This is a genomic window from Limnobacter sp. UBA7229 (assembly GCF_002473065.1).
Taxonomy (GTDB): Bacteria; Pseudomonadota; Gammaproteobacteria; order Burkholderiales; family Burkholderiaceae_B; genus Limnobacter; species Limnobacter profundi.
Window position 1 is genome coordinate 20,388 of the sequence record NZ_DKTN01000001.1, and the last position, 15,507, is coordinate 35,894.

Below are 15,507 nucleotides of genomic sequence, written 5' to 3' on the forward strand. Positions count from 1 at the left end.
CAGGGAGTGCTAAAATTAACTGGAAATTGGTTCATTAATTCGGAGAACACCGCAATCATGACCACTGCATTGACCCTTGCTAACACACGCGCCGCTGGCAACAGCCTTGCTGTGCGCGACCCATGGGCGCTGGTGGCCCGTGGCCCGCTTGGCAACCTAGATGCCTACATTTCAGCCACACACCAAATTCCCATGCTGTCCCCCGAGGAAGAAGTTGAGCTCGGCGAACGCCTGCAGCGCGACAATGACCTTGAAGCCGCCCGCCGCCTGGTGCTTAGCCACCTGCGCTTGGTGGTGGCCGTGGCACGCCAATATCTTGGTTATGGCCTGCCCCACGCTGATCTCATTCAAGAAGGCAATATCGGCCTGATGAAGGCAGTGAAACGCTTTGACCCCACGCGTGGCGTGCGCCTGGTCAGCTTTGCGCTGCACTGGATCAAGGCAGAAATTCACGAATACATTATTCGCAACTGGCGCATGGTGAAAATGATCACCACCAAGGCGCACCGCAAGCTGTTTTTTAACCTGAACAGCTTCAAAAAATATGGTCAAACCCTCTCGCCAGACCAAATCAATGAGGTGGCCAGCGAGTTGAATGTGCGCCCCGAAGACGTGTACGACATGGAACGTCGCATGGCTGGCCATGAATTCAGCCTTGACCCGGTTGTAGACGTAGACAGTGAAGAAAACAGCTACAACCCTGTGCGCTATTTGGCCGCTGAAGGTGCGGAGCCCACTGAAGTGCTGGAGGGTGCCAACATGGAACGCCTGCACAGCGAGGGCCTGGACATGGCCCTGGCCAGCCTGGACGAACGCAGCCAGCGCATTATTTCCAGCCGCTGGCTGGCTGGCGAGAACGCCAAAACCCTTCACGACCTGGCTGCAGAGCTGGGTGTATCGGCCGAGCGGGTGCGCCAAATTGAAACCCAGGCCATGAAAAAAATGAAAACAGCCTTGCTGAAATACGAACACGGCGAGGTTTAAAACAAGGCTGTAATCATTTTGGGTGAAAACTAACCTACACTAAGGGCTTGGCAACAAGCCCTTTTTTATGACCATGATCGAAGTACACCACCTGGAACACTCACGCTCACAGCGTATTATCTGGCTGCTTGAAGAACTCGGCCTGCCTTACAAGGTAACCCGCTATGCGCGCGACGCCAAAACCTACCTGGCCCCTCCCGAATTGCTGAAAATTCACCCCCTGGGGAAATCGCCTGTGATTACGGATGGCGACATTACCGTGGCCGAGAGCGGCGCCATTGTGGAATACCTGATCGACAAGGCTGGCGGCAAGTTTCGCCCGGCAGCAGGTACCCAGGCCCACCGGGATTACACTTACTGGATGCACTTTGCCGAAGGCACTGCCATGCCCCCATTGGTCATGACACTGGTGTTCAATAAAATCGAGAATGCACCGGTACCCGCCTTGCTGAAACCCATTGTGTTGCCAATTGCGCGAGGCATTTCAAAGCAGGTAAAAAGCAGCTTCATCAACCCCAACCTTGAAAAGCAGTTTGCTTACATTGAAAGTGTGCTGGCCAAGAGTGAGTGGTTTTGTGGCGGCGAGATGACTGGCGCTGACTTCATGATGAGTTTTCCACTGGAAGCAGCCATGAGTCGCGCCGAGAGCATCAACAGCATGCCCAAAATTGCAGCTTACGTAAAACGCATCCACGCAATGCCCAGCTTCAAAAAAGCACTGGAAGTGGGCGGTCCTTACAATTACGCTTAATTTCGCTGAATAACGCATGAACGCAGTAAGCACGTCGATAGAACAACAGGCAAAAATCACCAAAATCAACGGCAGTGTGCAGTTGATTAGGGATGGTTTCTTCCTGCCCGCGCAAGCAGGCATGGTTCTATTGCCGGGCGACCGTGTTCTCAGCGATGCGGGCGGCAAGGCAGTCATTGAGTTCACTGGCGTGAAAGATGCGCTGATTATTGAGAATGGTGCGGCTGCCACCTTCAACCTGGAAGTGGTTGAAATGGACGAAGCACCGCAGTGGATCGCCACCGACCTGTATGGCCAGGGAGTGTATTTCGACGGCCAACAGGCTTCCGAGAACAACGCAGGCACTTCGGACAACCCGGACCTGTTCGGACTGTTTGGCACCACCAACGCCAATGGCGAGTCGACCGGCTACCCGGTGCTGGAAAGCCTGGTGTTTTTAGGTGCCACCGCAGCCATATACAGCGACAACGAAGACAACACAAACACCACTGAAACCACCAGCACCACCGAATCGGGCAACAACGACTCAGGCACCGGTGGCAACAACAACCCGCCACCTGCCCCTGAACCGAATCCCAACCCGGAACCTGAAGAACCTGCTGCCAGCCCCCTGGACGCCGTACTTTCCCCGGTGACCGATGCACTGGATGGTTTACTCTCAACCCTTGGTGCGCCCTCCCCTGTGGGCAGTTTGGCCGTACCTTTGCAAGCAAGCAGCAACAGCCCCGATTTGCCGAGTTAAGACCCTGGCACTTGAACACTCGAAGGGTTGGCTTGTCCTCTCGATAGGATATGACTCGTTAGTAACTTAAGAGACAATTCCTTTGCGGATCGAGCGAAGCTCTGTTCTGCACAACGGAATTAGCTTTGTGCATAGAACTATGCGTGACGAGAATACGCTCATTCACTGAATAAGATGTGAATTGAGTTTGGCAGCAAAGGACCTTTTTTTATGAGCGGTAACACCAACTTCGGACTCGATTTTTCAGAGGCCAAATCAATTGTCAGCACTGGCAAACCTCTCGAATTCACCACAAACCCCAAATTCGATTTATCAACCCTTTACGCGTTCACAGCACCTGAAGGTGTACAACGCGCAAGCGGCCCCTGCGCCCTGGGTACCATTTTGCACCACCATGAAATTGGCTGGAACCACCTGCCCAAAGACCGGCACGGCCACCCCTTGAATGACCCCTACATTCACGAAATCATGCGCTGGGCCGAATGCCCGGATTTGCTAGGTGGCAGTATGGGTACCTCGCCCGCGACCATGCTGAAGGGCCTGAAAAAGGCCGGGCTTGTTGCCAACTGGTACGCAGGCAACAAGCCACAAGCCACACTGAACCTGATCCGTAGCGAACTCTTTGAAGGCAGACCAGTGATTGTACTAATCAATCACGGCCCGGAAGGCGAACCACTGTTGCTGGAATGGGAGGTTGTGTTCAACATTGAAAACGACACGGTGAGCTCGAAACAGACAAGCATGGCGCAGCGGCACAAAAAGCGCAGCATTGCCGAATTCACGGCTCAAATGGCAATGAACCTGCAACAGCTCAGTTGCAGCGTAATTACGGCGAGAAAAGACTAGTTATTTGCCGTCGAGAATTTGTTCAACATCGCTGACCACGGGTGCAGAATCTGCGTTGTGGCGAACCAGCAAACGGGCGCGACCTTGCTGGTCGAACACATAGCTTGCGGAGGTATGGTCCATCAGGTAGTTGTCGGGCCTGCTGCCTTCCACCTTGCCGGCGTACACCCGCAAGCCAGCCAACAGGGGCTTCAATTCTTCGGAAGATTCCGCGGTAAGTGCATCAAAGGTAGGGTTGAACTGGGGCACATACTTTTTCAGCAACTCGGGCGTGTCGCGCTCTGGGTCAACGGACACAAACAGCACCTGCAAGTTGTCGCCCTTCTCGCCCAGCTTGGCTTTCACCTCGCTCCATTGCTGCATGGTAATGGGGCACACATCGGGGCAATGGGTGTAGCCAAAAAACATGGCCACTACTTTGCCTTTGTAGCTTTCCATGGTGCGCTCTGTACCCGACAAGTCTTTTAACTTGAAGTTGGCCACCAAAGAAGAACCCGTAATGTCTGTGTTGATAAAGCTGGCAGGGCCTGCACTGCAGGCGGCCAACAGAGCCACCGCGCCGAAAGCCAGCCATGTTTTTACCCAACGAAACTGTTTGAAACTGCCCATACTGCTTACACCGTTACATAGTGATCGACCAACAAGGCCGCGAACAAAAACGCCAGGTAGGCGATGGAATAGGTGAATGCCTTTTTGGCCAAAGCATCGCTGTAGTTTTTCCAGATCTTGTAGCCATACCCAATGAATATGGCGTTCAGCACCACAGCGCTGAGCAGGTAAATCAGCCCGCTCATTTTCATGGCGAAAGGGATCAGCGTGGTAGCCGCCAGCATGATGGTGTACAAAAACACATGGAACTGCGTGAATGCAGCGCCGTGGGTGACAGGCAACATGGGCAAGCCCGCGCGCGCGTATTCTTGCGTGCGGTACAGGGCCAGCGCCCAGAAGTGCGGCGGCGTCCACACAAAAATAATCAGGAACAGTACCAGCGCTTCAGCCGAAACACTGTTGGTAACCGCTGCCCAGCCCAGCACCGGTGGCATGGCACCCGAGGCACCACCAATCACAATGTTTTGTGGCGTGTTGGGCTTTAACAGCAAGGTGTAAATAATGGCGTAACCCACAAAGGTGGCCAGTGTCAGCCACATGGTCAGCGGGTTCACGAACACATAAAGAATCCACACCCCAACACCGCCCACCATGCTGGAAAATACGAGTGTTTGAAGCGAATTCAGTTCACCGCGGGGCAGTGGGCGTGCACGCGTGCGCGCCATTTTCGCGTCAATTTGCTGCTCAACCAGGCAATTGAAGGCAGCCGCAGCGCCTGCCACCAGCCAAATACCCAAAGTACCCGCAATCAACACCTGGGCATTGGGCAAACTGGGTGTTGCCAAAAACATGCCAATGACCGCACAGAATACGATCAAGGCCACCACGCGTGGCTTGGTCAATGTCCAGTACTGTTTGGCCACGTGAGAAAAACTACTCACGGCTTTTGTTTTTTCAACGGATGGCATGTGGAGCCTTATGAAATTCGATGGCGATTGCCCGCAACCCGATAGTTTACCAAGATCAGGGTGACCAACAACAGCGCTGCGCCCCCATTGTGCGCCACGGCCAACCACAAAGGCAATTGAAACACCACGTTGCCAATGCCCATGGCAATTTGCAAAGCCAGCACGGCCACCAGTTTAATAGCCAGGGGCTTGGTGCCCGGGTTGCGCCACAAGGCAAAAGCGAGGAAGCCCAAAATGCCGGTAACCACCAAAGCGCCAATGCGGTGAATGAAATGAATGGCCGTCAGCGATGCCACATGCAAAATTTCACCTTCAGGTGTTTCACCCAAATGACGAACAATGTGAAATGCATCCTTGAATTCCATGTGCGGCCAGAAGCTGCCCTGACAGGTGGGAAAGTCGGTACACACCACCGCAGCATAGTTGGTGCTCACCCAACCACCCAGAATAATTTGCGCCGCCACGGCCACAAAACCCACACGCGCCAGCACACGCAACCCGCTGAGATCGCGGGGCGGCGCCACGGTACGGGCCGGGCTGGTTTGCCGCAGCCACAGCCAGGTCAGCATGCCCAAAATGGTCATGCCACCGATCAGGTGACCAGTCACAATGGCCGGCTTGAGCAGCATGGTAACTGTCCAGGCACCAAAAGCACCTTGTAAACACACAGCGAAGAACAGCCAGGTGGCCAAGGCGGGGGACTGTTTCAATTCAGCCCGCTTTTTCCAGGCCATCACCATGATGCCGATAATCAAGAAACCCAAAAATGTGGCCACATACCGGTGCGCCATTTCCTTCCAGGCTTTGGGCATTGAAACCGGACCGTGTGTTCCACCTTGAATTTCAACAGCTTGTGCAATTTCTTCGGCCGCATGCGTGGGGGTCAGCTTGCCATAACAGCCCGGCCAGTCCGGGCAACCCAAACCAGCGTCTGTCAGGCGTACAAAAGCGCCCAACATAATCAAAAGGAATGTAAGTACTGTGGTGAATGCGACCAAACGCTTGTAACTGCTCATGCTGCTCTCGTTTTATCCGATGTTTGAAGCCCACAACAGGCGGCTAACGTCTTTGCGAAACTTGTCGAACTGAAGGGTATTGTTGGGCGGAAAACGCATCATCACGTGGCCCAATGGGTCGGCCACAAACACGTGGTCGCGCACAGTGCCAATGTCGGCACTGCCTTTGTTACCCACAATGCCTTGCTCCAGTGGCAACCAGCTTTTCAACTGATCTTCGCTGGCGCGCACAAAATGCACATCGGGGAATTGGCGCAACAGCAGGGTTTCAAGGGGGCCGTCATCGGTAACAAACACCACACGTTCAATACGGCCCTGCTCTTTGCCTTTTGAAGCACGGGCCTGCCGCTGGAAGTACATGGTGTTTTGGCACACTTCGTCGCAATTGCTGTTGATCACCTGAATCAGCACCCACTTGTCGGCCACCTGCTGCATGGTGAAGTCATCACCATTGATGTTTTTGAACACATCGGTCGACACATCGACCTGTGGATCAAGAATGGTGCCGTAATTGTTGGTGCCTTCGGGCTTGTCGAAAAAATACAAATAGAAAGCCGCCGCAATGGGCAAGGCACAGGTGAGGAACACCAGCAAAATGGTGATTCGGCCTTTGTTCAGCTTCGCGGGTGCGCTGGCTGCGTTCATCTTTTATTCCCTTTGTAAAACTCGCTTCGAAAAAACTCTCGGTAGACAAAAAACAGAGTCAGCAACACCAACACCGCCGACATGGTAAACCACTGAAAGGCATAACCCCGATGCTTGGCCACTTGTTCTTGCAGGGGCACTGCCAGGTGATAAAAACCACCTGCAATACTCGCCTGTGGCTGTTGCCCAGTGGTTTGCGCCACGGGCTGCTGGGTTACCACAAAATTGCTCACTGGCTCGCCAGTACGCTTTTCAAATTCATTCACACTAAAATTTGACCACACATCAAAGCCATTGCTTTGGGCCATCACAATGTTCTCGGCATCGCCCAAGGCAATGCCGCGCAATTCAGCAGACTGGGCGAAGCGCGGCAAAATAGTGCCCTGTAAATTGAACATTTCACCGTCCCGCATGGCCCCAGCTGGCATATTGGGCGCAAGCCGTGGCTCGGCAGGATTTCGCAGCAACAAGCCCCGATCAACGGGTATTAAAAAGTTTGCACCCTCTGGCCGAAAACCCTGCACCACTTGAACGGCCGGCCTTCCGTTTACTTGACGATTGTCTATATATATCAGGGCTTTGGCCTCGAACCTACCCCTCAATTCAATTTTCCGGTAGGACAAATTGTCCAAGTCCAGCCGGGCACTGGCTGGAGAGACAGGCTCGGCCGCCAATGCGCGCGCTTGCGCATCAAACAGGGTTTGTTTTTCCTGCGCCCGCCCGGTTTGCCATTGCCCCAAACTGAAGGTGAGCCACACCAGTCCAGCCCCGATCAACAAGGTGAAGAGCAGCTTGACTTTGCCAGGTGTTTTCACTGCATTAACCATGACATACTTCCACTTGTGTACTGTACACGGTTAGTTTTTGAAAGGTGTTCACCATGAAGTTGATCATTGGCCTGGCGTTCCTGGGCATTCTGGCAAGTCTGGGTTCAGCTTTTTTCTTTCTCATGAAAGACAAAAGCAAGTCCAGCCGAACTGTAAATGCATTAACCATGCGCATCGGTTTGTCCATCGCGCTTTTCCTGCTGATTCTGTTTGCCTGGTACATGGGCTGGATAGAGTCAACTGGCATTCGATAAGCTCAATGTAAGCTCGATATCCAAAAAAAAGCCACCGGAGTTTTCCAGTGGCTTTTTTCATTGTGTGTTTTACAGCCTGCCGGGAAAAGCCCGTGTTAAAGCCAGTAAACCACCACGTACAAGCCCAACCACACCACGTCCACGAAGTGCCAGTACCAAGCAGCAGCTTCAAATGCAAAGTGGCTGTCTGGCGTGAAGTGGCCCTTGATACAGCGAATCATGATGAAGAACAGCATGATAGCGCCAATGGTCACGTGGAAGCCGTGGAAACCGGTCAGCATGAAGAAGGTGGAGCCGAAAATGCCAGAAGTCAGTTTCAGGTTCAAATCGCGGTAAGCGTGAATGTATTCATAAGCCTGGAAGCCCATGAAGATTGCGCCCAACAACACGGTTAGCGCCAGGCCCCAAATCAGCTGTGAACGCTTGTTGGCGATCAGCGCATGGTGTGCCCAAGTCAGGGTAAGGCCTGAAGTAAGCAGCAAGGCGGTGTTGATGGTTGGAATTGGCCATGGACCCATGGTTTGAAACGCATCCACAGTGCCTGCCGGACCAGTGTTGGGCCAGTTGGCGGTGAAGTCGGGCCACAGGAATGCTTTGTTGTCGATGTCGCCAAGCCACGGCATTGCAATTTGACGGGCATAAAACAAGGCACCGAAAAACGCTGCGAAGAACATGACTTCAGAGAAAATGAACCAACCCATTGACCAGCGGAAAGACACATCCACGCGGGCGCTGTACTGGCCACTTTCAGATTCGCCCACCACATGCTTGAACCAGCCTGTGAGCACATAAATTAGAATTGCCATGCTGAGTGCAAACAGGTAAGGGCCCGATGCAGCGCCGTTTACCCACTGGGACATGCCCAGTACAAAAAAGAACATGGCCACTGCGCCAAGCACAGGCCACTGGGACAAGCCGGGCACAAAGTAATATGGTGCATTCGCACGCATGGTGGTTTCTCCTATTTCTTTAATTTAGATGCTTCAATACTGCAACAGCAAATTCCGTACGGCTTAAGCGGAACTCACCACAAAATTTACCAACACCAGCAACCCGATTACAAAACCCGCGGCTGCCAGGAGGCCCACGACAATGACGTGAACCGGATTTAACTTTTGCATGTCTTCAGAGTGGTTTTTACCCTTTCGGACACCGAAAAACGACCACAAAACAGCTGACAGGGTTTGCAGAAAAGTGGCGGTGCTCGCTTTACGCGATGCGGCCTCTTTGATGTCTTTCGACATTATTCTGCTGCCATGGCTGTTGCGCCGGCCACTTCAAAAAACGTGTAACTCAATGTGATGGTATGTACGTCTTGTGGCAACTTGGGGTTGATCACAAACACCACCGGAAACTCTTTGGTTTCACCCGCTTTGAATGGTTGCTGCTTAAAGCAAAAACATTCCAGCTTGGTGAAGTGCTCAGCCGCTTTGCTGGGCAAATAACTGGGTATGGCCTGGCCTGCAGTGTCGTTCTTCAGGTTGTTGTACACCACATAATTCATGGTAACCAATTCGCCGGGGTGAACCATCATTCGATTGGTCTCGGGCTTGAACTGAAACTTGCCCCGCTCATTGGCATCAAAAATCACTTCAATGCTTCGGCTTTTGTCCACCTGGGTGTTCTTGACGATTTCTTCCGCATTCTTGGTTTGCGGTGTGAGCACGTTGATCCCGGTGATTTCGCAAATGGCCTTGTAAATAGGCACCAGCGCGTAACCGAAGGCAAACATGGCCACAACAATCACCACAAGGCGCACAACCATTTGTTTGTGCAAACCGCTTGTTTTCTGACTATTTCCGTTGGCCATGCTGCTTTACCTCTACTGCGAATTCATTAAAACCTAGTTCACCAAACTCAAGATGCTGGGTTCCATCACCTTGCGAATCAGAATGCCGATGAAAAACACGGCAGCCACCGACAGCAAAATCAAACCAGTGCGCTTGTTTTGTTTGGCTTTCTCTTTTTCCTCAGGGGTCACGCTTACTTCCTTGCTGAACCAATTCGTTGTGTAAAAAAGCCTTGTGTGCCTAACACCTGCACAAAGCCGCTTTACGCAACGGGGGGTTGGTGAATACCAAACCCCCATTGTTAAACCCGTGGGTGAATTACTTCACCGTGGGTGGATCTTCAAAAGTATGGAACGGCGCTGGTGATGGAACAGTCCACTCCAGACCTTCGGCACCTTCCCATGGCTTGGCAGGTGCTGCTTCGCCTTTCTGGAACATCCATGCGCGCAGTACACACCACAGGAAGATCAACTGGGACAAACCAAACCAGAAAGCACCGATGGTGGCAATGGCGTGGAAGTCAGTGAACTGTGTGGCGTAGTCGGCGTAGCGACGTGGCATACCGGCCAAACCCAGGAAGTGCATTGGGAAGAAAGTGACGTTGAAGCTGATCAGTGAAGACCAGAAGTGCCACTTGCCCAATGTTTCGCTGTACATACGGCCAGACCACTTGGGCAACCAGTAGTAGGTGCCTGCAAACAAGGCAAACAATGAACCCGCCACCAGCACGTAGTGGAAGTGAGCCACCACGTAATAGGTGTCTTGCAGCTGAATATCAACTGGAGCAACAGCCAGGATAAGACCAGTGAAACCACCCATGGTGAACACGAAAATGAAACCCACTGCAAACAGCATGGGGGTTTCGAATGTCATGGAGCCTTTCCACATGGTGGCCAGCCAGTTAAACACTTTCACACCAGTGGGCACCGCGATCAGCATGGTTGCATACATGAAGAACAACTGGCCGGTTACAGGCATGCCGGTTGTGAACATGTGGTGCGCCCAAACAATGAAGGACAGAATCGCGATGGACGCTGTGGCGTACACCATGGAGCTGTAACCGAACAGTGTTTTGCGTGCAAAGGTGGGCACAATGTGGCTGATGATGCCGAAGGCCGGCAAGATCATGATGTACACCTCGGGGTGACCGAAGAACCAGAAAATGTGCTGGTACATCACGGGGTCGCCGCCGCCGGCCGCATTGAAGAAGGATGTGCCGAAATGGCGGTCAGTCAACACCATGGTGATGGCACCGGCCAACACAGGCATCACTGCGATCAACAGGTAGGCAGTGATCAACCAGGTCCAGGCGAACATCGGCATTTTCATCAAGGTCATGCCGGGAGCGCGCATGTTCAGGATGGTGGTAATGATGTTGATGGAACCCATGATCGATGAGGCACCCAGAATGTGCATCGCGAAAATGGCAGCATCCATGCCGGGGCCCATTTGCACAGACAGCGGTGCATACAGAGTCCAGCCAGCAGCGGTTGCGCCGCCGGGCATGAAGAACGATGCCGTCAGGATAATCGCTGCAGGAACCATCAACCAGAAGCTGAAGTTGTTCATGCGGGCAAAAGCCATGTCAGAACAGCCGATTTGCAGCGGAATCATCCAGTTCGCGAAGCCCACGAATGCAGGCATTACCGCACCAAACACCATGATCAAACCGTGCATGGTGGTGAGCTGGTTAAAAAACTCGGGCTGAACCAGTTGCAGGCCAGGTGCAAACAGTTCTGCACGCAGCATTAGCGCCAACACACCGCCTTCCAGCAGCATGATGAACGAGAAAATCAGGTACATGGTACCGATGTCTTTGTGGTTGGTTGCGTACAACCAACGGCGCCAACCATGCGGATGGTCGTGCGCGTGGTCATGGTCGTGACCATGGCCGTGGGTTAAATCTGCCGCGGTAGTGCTCATGTAAATCTCCTAAGCAATATTAACGTGCAGCCGTAACAGCACTTGGCTGAACAACCGGGTCGGTGCCTGTGCCAGCGTTGGCCCAAGCGTTTCGTGTGTAAGTGATCACTGAAGCAATTTCAACATCGCTCAACTGTTTCCAGGCTGGCATGCCAGCACCCTTGCCATTGAGCAAAATTGCAATTTGATCAGCCTGTGGACCCACCACCGAAGGTGCAGCCACCAGTGAGGGGAATGCGCCCGGGATGCCTTCGCCAGAAGCTTGGTGGCATGCCGCACAGTTGGCGTTGTACACCTGCTCGCCACGGGCAACCATGTCTTCCTTGGTCCATTCTTTGGTGGGGTCGTCTTGCTTGGCTTTCATTTCGTCAAGCTTGGCCTGAACCCACTTGGAGTAATTTTCTTCGGACATCACTTCAACCACGATGGGCATGTAAGCATGGTCTTTGCCGCACAACTCAGCACACTGGCCACGGTAAATGCCTTCTTTCTCGGCTTTGAACCAGGTGTCGCGCACGAAACCGGGAATCGCGTCCTGCTTCACGCCGAAGGCGGGAATCATCCAGGCGTGAATAACGTCGTTGGCAGTGGTTACCACGCGAACTTTCTTGTTCACGGGCACCACAACGTGGTTGTCCACTTCCATCAGGTAGTTTTCACCGCGTGCCACAGCCTGGCCTTGGTGGTCGTCAATTTGGTCGCGTGGTGTAGTGAGCGTGGACAGGAAAGCAATGCCTTCACCTTCACCGGCCAAGTATTCATAGCCCCACTTCCATTGATAACCAGTGGCTTTGATGGTGAGGTCGGCGTTGGAGGTGTCTTTCATAGCAACCACTGTTTTGGTTGCGGGCAAGGCCATGCCGATCACGATCAGGAACGGAACAATGGTCCATGCGATTTCAACTTTCACGCTTTCATGGAAAGAGGCTGACTTGGCGCCCTTTGACTTGCGGTGTGCGTAGATTGAGTAAAACATCACGCCAAACACGGCAACGAAAATGACCAGACAGATCACCAACATCAACGTGTGCAAATCGTAGATTTGACGCGCGATTTCGGTAACCGGTTCAGCGAGGTTGTACTGCAAAGGTTGCCCAGAAACATTCTCGGCAAACGCTGCACCTCCGAAGGATGTCATCGCAATTGCAGCGGCCGAAGCAACAGCTTTGCGAATACCCAAGGACGACTTCAACATGGCGATCCTCAATCTCAAAAAAAATATCAAACTGGTGGAAGCCGCATGCCTATACCGCACATGCTGCCCTTGCCAGTGCTGCCTTTAATTCCCGGTGCAGCGCTGACTTGTCTTTTTCGGCAATAAATTTGCCTATTTTTACTTGTTGGCCCCTGTGACTGAACAACAAAGGCGCTTTGTACTTTCCGTTGTAACTTAATTTGGCCCATTGGGGTGACCATTCAAGCTGGGTTAGTTTGGTGCCGTCTGCCATAACCAGAATAAGCTGGTTGGGCTGCAGTTCGATCATTTCGTAATCGGCCGCATGCCTCGCGTAAATTACAAACGCCGTTCCCACCAACAACAACTCGATTCCAGCGAACGGCAACACAATCCAGAAACCTGCCAGCAAAAAACCGGTTGCAATCACCAGGGTGATTGCACACAAGCTTAAATACCACTGCAAAAGCTGCTTTGGACTAAGCGAACAATTGCGCCGAAACACCCACCTATTGCCCTGCGGCGTGTAATGTTGCCCGCCGCCGCTGGTGCAAGGTGTGCCACTTGGTGCAGTAGCTGAACTTGAATTTTCTGGAATCATGCCCATTTACCTCTTAGAGAGCAGTCATTCAGATCCAATGCACACCCAAAAGAGTGCATCAAAACCTTCGAATTATAGGCTCAAGGCTCTAAAGCAAGCAATAAGACAGGTGCAATCCGCGCCTGATTTCCCCGAAATAAGTTAAAAACAATGCGCTACATTTGAAAATGCTGCGCAGCAGCACGCTATTTCGAGCCTTTGCGCCCCTTGATGTCTGAAATTTTTACGGTGGCCACGTCGGTTTTGGTTTTTCTTTTGACCTTCCAGGCGTGCCCGTAGACCAGCTCCAAGGTGAGAGGAATGCGCCCTGTTTCCGGATCGCGCAGCCGCTCAAGACAAAGAATGGCTTCAGAAAACTGACGTGACGTTCGCAAACCTTGCTTGCGCGTTTCCAGGTGATTACCGCACAGGGCACGCCAATCCTCAAGCAACTTGGCTGGCGAGCTGTAGGTCAAGGTCAGCTTTTCCATTTCCATGACCGGGTCAGAAAAACCCTGCTTGCTCATCAGGTCGCCAAGGTCGTGCATGTCTGCAAAATCGGGAAAAGATTCGCCCATGGCCTGCGCAAAACTTTGCAATTCACGGGCTGTATCGGGACCAAAACTGCTGAAAAACACTCCGCCTTCAGGTTTTAATACCCGCAGCCATTCGGCCATGCATTGACCTGGGTCGGCCACTGCATGCAACCACAAGGGCGACCAAATCATGGCCTGGCTTTCGCTGGGCAAAGGCAAAGGACTGTTGGTTGGCAGTGCGATGGTCGAAACGGGCTTGGGTGCCGCCCGGCCGGGCCAAAGCTTGGCCAAAAAAGAAGCGGCGGCCTGTTCAAGCTGCTCTACCGGCACGTGGATTGCCTTGGGCGCAAACACAGCAAATTCACGCCCAACAAACAGGTTTTTTACATTCATCAAGGCCGCAGGGTGTAACCAGCCTTGATGCACCACCCCTCCCTCGACCGGGCGCATAATTTGCGCGCGGTTCACCATGCGTTGGTTTACCTCTTCGAGTATGAATGGCAATGGTTTTGCTAGGCGCCGGGACCATTGTTGCGCCAAGGCGGTGTTTGATCGGGGAATTTTCCAGAACTGCGAGGACATTGTGGGGCTAGCTGTTTCAGCAAAAAGGTGGTGCAGTCTATTCTATAGAACTTGCCAGTGTATGGGCGACGCCATGGTGCCGGGGCGCTGCGTGGCCTGCCAAATGCCGATGCAAAACAGTACTTCCGGTTTTAGGCGCTTTGTGTGCAGCCACTGCGAGCCCCTGATTCACCACCGCGAGGCTGTGCGCTGTAAGCGCTGCGCACTTGCACTTGGTCCGCGCCTCCAAGCGTTTGGATGGACGCATTGCAGGCATTGCAAACCCATGGTTGAGCATGGCGCACAAGCGCCTTTGGAATGCGTGGTGTGCAGTGATTACCTTGCTCCGGTTGATCAATGGATTGCTTTGTTGAAATACGGCAATAACCATGGCATGGCCCGGTTTTTAGGCCACTGGCTGGGAACAAGGGTACTGAAATTGGGCATGGACCTGCCCGATGTATTGGTGCCTGTGCCCGTGAGCCCGGACAAATTAAGGCAGCGCGGCTATAATCAAGCCGCTTTGATTGCCCGGCATCTGGGACGGCACATTAATAGGCCAGTGACGACTGATTGGCTGATCAAAACCCAGGAACTTGGTGCGCAGGCGACCCTGGGCCGAGAAGATCGACTGCAGAATTTGCATGGGGCTTTCAGGGCCACGCGTCGCATCTCTGGCAACATTCGGATCGGCCTGGTTGACGATGTGATCACCACCGGGGCCACCATTCAAAGCTGCGCCGCAGCGCTTCGCAAAGCAGGCGCTGAATCAATTGTAACCATGGCAGTGTGCAGGACCCCAGAATGATTCATGTGGTATTGGTTGAACCGGAAATTCCGCCCAACACGGGCAATGTGATTCGCTTGTGTGCCAACACTGGCGTGCAGTTGCACTTGGTTGAGCCTTTGGGTTTTCCACTGGAAGATGCCCGTATGCGACGCGCCGGACTTGACTACCATGAGTACGCCAACATGCTGGTTCACCCAAGCTGGCAAGCATTTCTCGACCGTTGCCTACCCGACCCGCAACGCTGTTTTGCGATGACCACCAAGGGGAAACATTCACCTTTCGATGTGAAATTCCAAGCGGGTGATTACCTGATGTTTGGCAGCGAAACCCGGGGGCTTTCTGAGGACGTGCGCAACTTGTTTGCCCGTGAGAACTGGTTGCGCCTGCCGATGCGCCCTGAGAGCCGGTCGCTGAACCTGTCCAACTCAGTGGCGGTGATGGTGTATGAGGCTTGGCGGCAGCTGGGGTTTGAAGGCGGAAGCTAGGGGTTATACTTGCAGGGCACCAGTTTGCTTGGGCTCCGATCTCTCGCGGCGCGTTAACTGCCCGATCGGCTTGGGTTCCGATCTCT

At 53.2% G+C, this 15,507-nt stretch carries 20 protein-coding genes; 7 read left to right on the forward strand and 13 right to left on the reverse strand.

Annotated elements, in window-relative coordinates; translation table 11 throughout:
- Nucleotides 1-57 precede the first annotated feature (57 nt).
- The 4 genes from rpoH to B4C79_RS00105 all read left to right on the forward strand — a co-directional run bounded on the left by rpoH (nucleotide 58) and on the right by B4C79_RS00105 (nucleotide 3,323).
- Nucleotides 58-984, forward strand: a complete 927-nt coding sequence (rpoH, locus tag B4C79_RS00090; RefSeq protein WP_008247579.1) for an RNA polymerase sigma factor RpoH — start codon at nucleotides 58-60, stop codon at nucleotides 982-984.
- 73 nt (nucleotides 985-1,057) lie between these two features.
- Entirely contained in the window at nucleotides 1,058-1,735 is a 678-nt protein-coding gene (locus B4C79_RS00095; RefSeq protein WP_291740080.1) for a glutathione S-transferase, read from the forward strand.
- Between the two features lie 16 nt (nucleotides 1,736-1,751).
- Nucleotides 1,752-2,477 (forward strand): hypothetical protein, encoded by a 726-nt coding sequence (locus B4C79_RS00100; protein ID WP_291740070.1) that lies wholly within the window; start codon nucleotides 1,752-1,754, stop codon nucleotides 2,475-2,477.
- 210 nt (nucleotides 2,478-2,687) lie between these two features.
- On the forward strand, nucleotides 2,688-3,323 hold the full coding sequence (locus tag B4C79_RS00105; RefSeq protein WP_171100991.1) for a hypothetical protein: 636 nt from the start codon (nucleotides 2,688-2,690) through the stop codon (nucleotides 3,321-3,323).
- On the opposite strand, the gene B4C79_RS00110 is transcribed toward B4C79_RS00105, so the two are convergent.
- Genes B4C79_RS00110 through B4C79_RS00130 form a run of 5 tightly spaced genes read right to left on the reverse strand, consistent with a single transcriptional unit; the run spans nucleotide 3,324 to nucleotide 7,328 of the window.
- Nucleotides 3,324-3,932 carry an SCO family protein gene (locus tag B4C79_RS00110; RefSeq protein ID WP_171100993.1) on the reverse strand — a complete coding sequence of 203 codons (609 nt, stop codon included), beginning with the start codon at nucleotides 3,930-3,932 and terminating at the stop codon, nucleotides 3,324-3,326.
- Nucleotides 3,933-3,937: 5 nt separating this feature from the next.
- Nucleotides 3,938-4,840: a heme o synthase gene (gene cyoE / locus B4C79_RS00115; protein WP_105027526.1), complete on the reverse strand. Its 903-nt coding sequence runs from the start codon at nucleotides 4,838-4,840 to the stop codon at nucleotides 3,938-3,940.
- Nucleotides 4,841-4,848: 8 nt separating this feature from the next.
- Complete coding sequence (locus B4C79_RS00120) at nucleotides 4,849-5,856, reverse strand: COX15/CtaA family protein (protein ID WP_291740074.1); 1,008 nt, start codon at nucleotides 5,854-5,856, stop codon at nucleotides 4,849-4,851.
- A 12-nt stretch (nucleotides 5,857-5,868) separates the two neighbouring features.
- Nucleotides 5,869-6,501, reverse strand: a complete 633-nt coding sequence (locus B4C79_RS00125; protein WP_105027528.1) for an SCO family protein — start codon at nucleotides 6,499-6,501, stop codon at nucleotides 5,869-5,871.
- Complete coding sequence (locus B4C79_RS00130; RefSeq protein WP_291740076.1) at nucleotides 6,498-7,328, reverse strand: SURF1 family protein; 831 nt, start codon at nucleotides 7,326-7,328, stop codon at nucleotides 6,498-6,500. Before B4C79_RS00130 ends, B4C79_RS00125 begins: the two co-directional genes overlap by 4 nt.
- Nucleotides 7,329-7,381: 53 nt before the next feature.
- Between B4C79_RS00130 and B4C79_RS00135 the strand changes: the two genes are divergently transcribed.
- Nucleotides 7,382-7,582, forward strand: a complete 201-nt coding sequence (locus B4C79_RS00135; RefSeq protein ID WP_008247552.1) for a twin transmembrane helix small protein — start codon at nucleotides 7,382-7,384, stop codon at nucleotides 7,580-7,582.
- A 95-nt stretch (nucleotides 7,583-7,677) separates the two neighbouring features.
- Here the strand turns inward: B4C79_RS00135 and B4C79_RS00140 are convergent, their stop codons facing one another.
- The 8 genes from B4C79_RS00140 to B4C79_RS00175 form a co-directional block, all read right to left on the reverse strand.
- Nucleotides 7,678-8,532 (reverse strand): cytochrome c oxidase subunit 3, encoded by an 855-nt coding sequence (locus tag B4C79_RS00140; RefSeq protein ID WP_171101002.1) that lies wholly within the window; start codon nucleotides 8,530-8,532, stop codon nucleotides 7,678-7,680.
- 63 nt (nucleotides 8,533-8,595) lie between these two features.
- Nucleotides 8,596-8,826, reverse strand: a complete 231-nt coding sequence (locus B4C79_RS00145; protein WP_105027531.1) for a DUF2970 domain-containing protein — start codon at nucleotides 8,824-8,826, stop codon at nucleotides 8,596-8,598.
- Entirely contained in the window at nucleotides 8,826-9,392 is a 567-nt protein-coding gene (locus B4C79_RS00150; RefSeq protein WP_105027532.1) for a cytochrome c oxidase assembly protein, read from the reverse strand. The genes B4C79_RS00145 and B4C79_RS00150 overlap by 1 nt, the downstream gene beginning before the upstream one ends.
- 33 nt (nucleotides 9,393-9,425) lie before the next feature.
- The gene (locus B4C79_RS00155; RefSeq protein ID WP_008247543.1) at nucleotides 9,426-9,563 is read right to left on the reverse strand and encodes a cytochrome oxidase small assembly protein; all 138 of its coding nucleotides are present in this window, start codon (nucleotides 9,561-9,563) and stop codon (nucleotides 9,426-9,428) included.
- 127 nt (nucleotides 9,564-9,690) lie between these two features.
- Complete coding sequence (gene ctaD, locus B4C79_RS00160) at nucleotides 9,691-11,295, reverse strand: cytochrome c oxidase subunit I (protein ID WP_008247542.1); 1,605 nt, start codon at nucleotides 11,293-11,295, stop codon at nucleotides 9,691-9,693.
- A 19-nt stretch (nucleotides 11,296-11,314) separates the two neighbouring features.
- A complete protein-coding gene (coxB, locus tag B4C79_RS00165) occupies nucleotides 11,315-12,433 on the reverse strand; it encodes a cytochrome c oxidase subunit II (RefSeq protein WP_240965976.1) in 1,119 nt (372 codons plus the stop codon).
- Nucleotides 12,434-12,539: 106 nt separating this feature from the next.
- The gene (locus tag B4C79_RS00170; RefSeq protein WP_291739278.1) at nucleotides 12,540-13,070 is read right to left on the reverse strand and encodes a DUF2244 domain-containing protein; all 531 of its coding nucleotides are present in this window, start codon (nucleotides 13,068-13,070) and stop codon (nucleotides 12,540-12,542) included.
- A gap of 185 nt (nucleotides 13,071-13,255) precedes the next feature.
- Nucleotides 13,256-14,089 carry a methyltransferase domain-containing protein gene (locus tag B4C79_RS00175; RefSeq protein ID WP_291739279.1) on the reverse strand — a complete coding sequence of 278 codons (834 nt, stop codon included), beginning with the start codon at nucleotides 14,087-14,089 and terminating at the stop codon, nucleotides 13,256-13,258.
- 139 nt (nucleotides 14,090-14,228) lie between these two features.
- On the opposite strand from B4C79_RS00175, the gene B4C79_RS00180 reads away from it, so the two are divergent.
- Both B4C79_RS00180 and trmL read left to right on the forward strand, forming a co-directional pair.
- Nucleotides 14,229-14,954, forward strand: a complete 726-nt coding sequence (locus B4C79_RS00180; protein ID WP_291752177.1) for a ComF family protein — start codon at nucleotides 14,229-14,231, stop codon at nucleotides 14,952-14,954.
- Nucleotides 14,951-15,421 carry a tRNA (uridine(34)/cytosine(34)/5-carboxymethylaminomethyluridine(34)-2'-O)-methyltransferase TrmL gene (trmL, locus tag B4C79_RS00185; protein WP_291752175.1) on the forward strand — a complete coding sequence of 157 codons (471 nt, stop codon included), beginning with the start codon at nucleotides 14,951-14,953 and terminating at the stop codon, nucleotides 15,419-15,421. Before B4C79_RS00180 ends, trmL begins: the two co-directional genes overlap by 4 nt.
- The last annotated feature ends 86 nt before the right edge of the window (nucleotides 15,422-15,507 follow it).

Bases quoted from the DNA above. Each gene is read 5' to 3' on its own strand.
- B4C79_RS00135 (WP_008247552.1), top strand. From the start codon at position 7,382: ATGAAGTTGATCATTGGCCTGGCGTTCCTGGGCATTCTGGCAAGTCTG.
- trmL (WP_291752175.1), top strand. From the start codon at position 14,951: ATGATTCATGTGGTATTGGTTGAACCGGAAATTCCGCCCAACACGGGC.
- B4C79_RS00120 (WP_291740074.1), bottom strand. From the start codon at position 5,856: ATGAGCAGTTACAAGCGTTTGGTCGCATTCACCACAGTACTTACATTC.
- B4C79_RS00095 (WP_291740080.1), top strand. From the start codon at position 1,058: ATGATCGAAGTACACCACCTGGAACACTCACGCTCACAGCGTATTATC.
- B4C79_RS00105 (WP_171100991.1), top strand. From the start codon at position 2,688: ATGAGCGGTAACACCAACTTCGGACTCGATTTTTCAGAGGCCAAATCA.
- B4C79_RS00125 (WP_105027528.1), bottom strand. From the start codon at position 6,501: ATGAACGCAGCCAGCGCACCCGCGAAGCTGAACAAAGGCCGAATCACC.
- B4C79_RS00150 (WP_105027532.1), bottom strand. From the start codon at position 9,392: ATGGCCAACGGAAATAGTCAGAAAACAAGCGGTTTGCACAAACAAATG.
- coxB (WP_240965976.1), bottom strand. From the start codon at position 12,433: ATGACATCCTTCGGAGGTGCAGCGTTTGCCGAGAATGTTTCTGGGCAA.
- B4C79_RS00100 (WP_291740070.1), top strand. From the start codon at position 1,752: ATGAACGCAGTAAGCACGTCGATAGAACAACAGGCAAAAATCACCAAA.
- B4C79_RS00170 (WP_291739278.1), bottom strand. From the start codon at position 13,070: ATGATTCCAGAAAATTCAAGTTCAGCTACTGCACCAAGTGGCACACCT.
- rpoH (WP_008247579.1), top strand. From the start codon at position 58: ATGACCACTGCATTGACCCTTGCTAACACACGCGCCGCTGGCAACAGC.
- B4C79_RS00145 (WP_105027531.1), bottom strand. From the start codon at position 8,826: ATGTCGAAAGACATCAAAGAGGCCGCATCGCGTAAAGCGAGCACCGCC.
- B4C79_RS00140 (WP_171101002.1), bottom strand. From the start codon at position 8,532: ATGCGTGCGAATGCACCATATTACTTTGTGCCCGGCTTGTCCCAGTGG.
- B4C79_RS00130 (WP_291740076.1), bottom strand. From the start codon at position 7,328: ATGGTTAATGCAGTGAAAACACCTGGCAAAGTCAAGCTGCTCTTCACC.
- B4C79_RS00180 (WP_291752177.1), top strand. From the start codon at position 14,229: ATGGGCGACGCCATGGTGCCGGGGCGCTGCGTGGCCTGCCAAATGCCG.
- ctaD (WP_008247542.1), bottom strand. From the start codon at position 11,295: ATGAGCACTACCGCGGCAGATTTAACCCACGGCCATGGTCACGACCAT.
- cyoE (WP_105027526.1), bottom strand. From the start codon at position 4,840: ATGCCATCCGTTGAAAAAACAAAAGCCGTGAGTAGTTTTTCTCACGTG.
- B4C79_RS00110 (WP_171100993.1), bottom strand. From the start codon at position 3,932: ATGGGCAGTTTCAAACAGTTTCGTTGGGTAAAAACATGGCTGGCTTTC.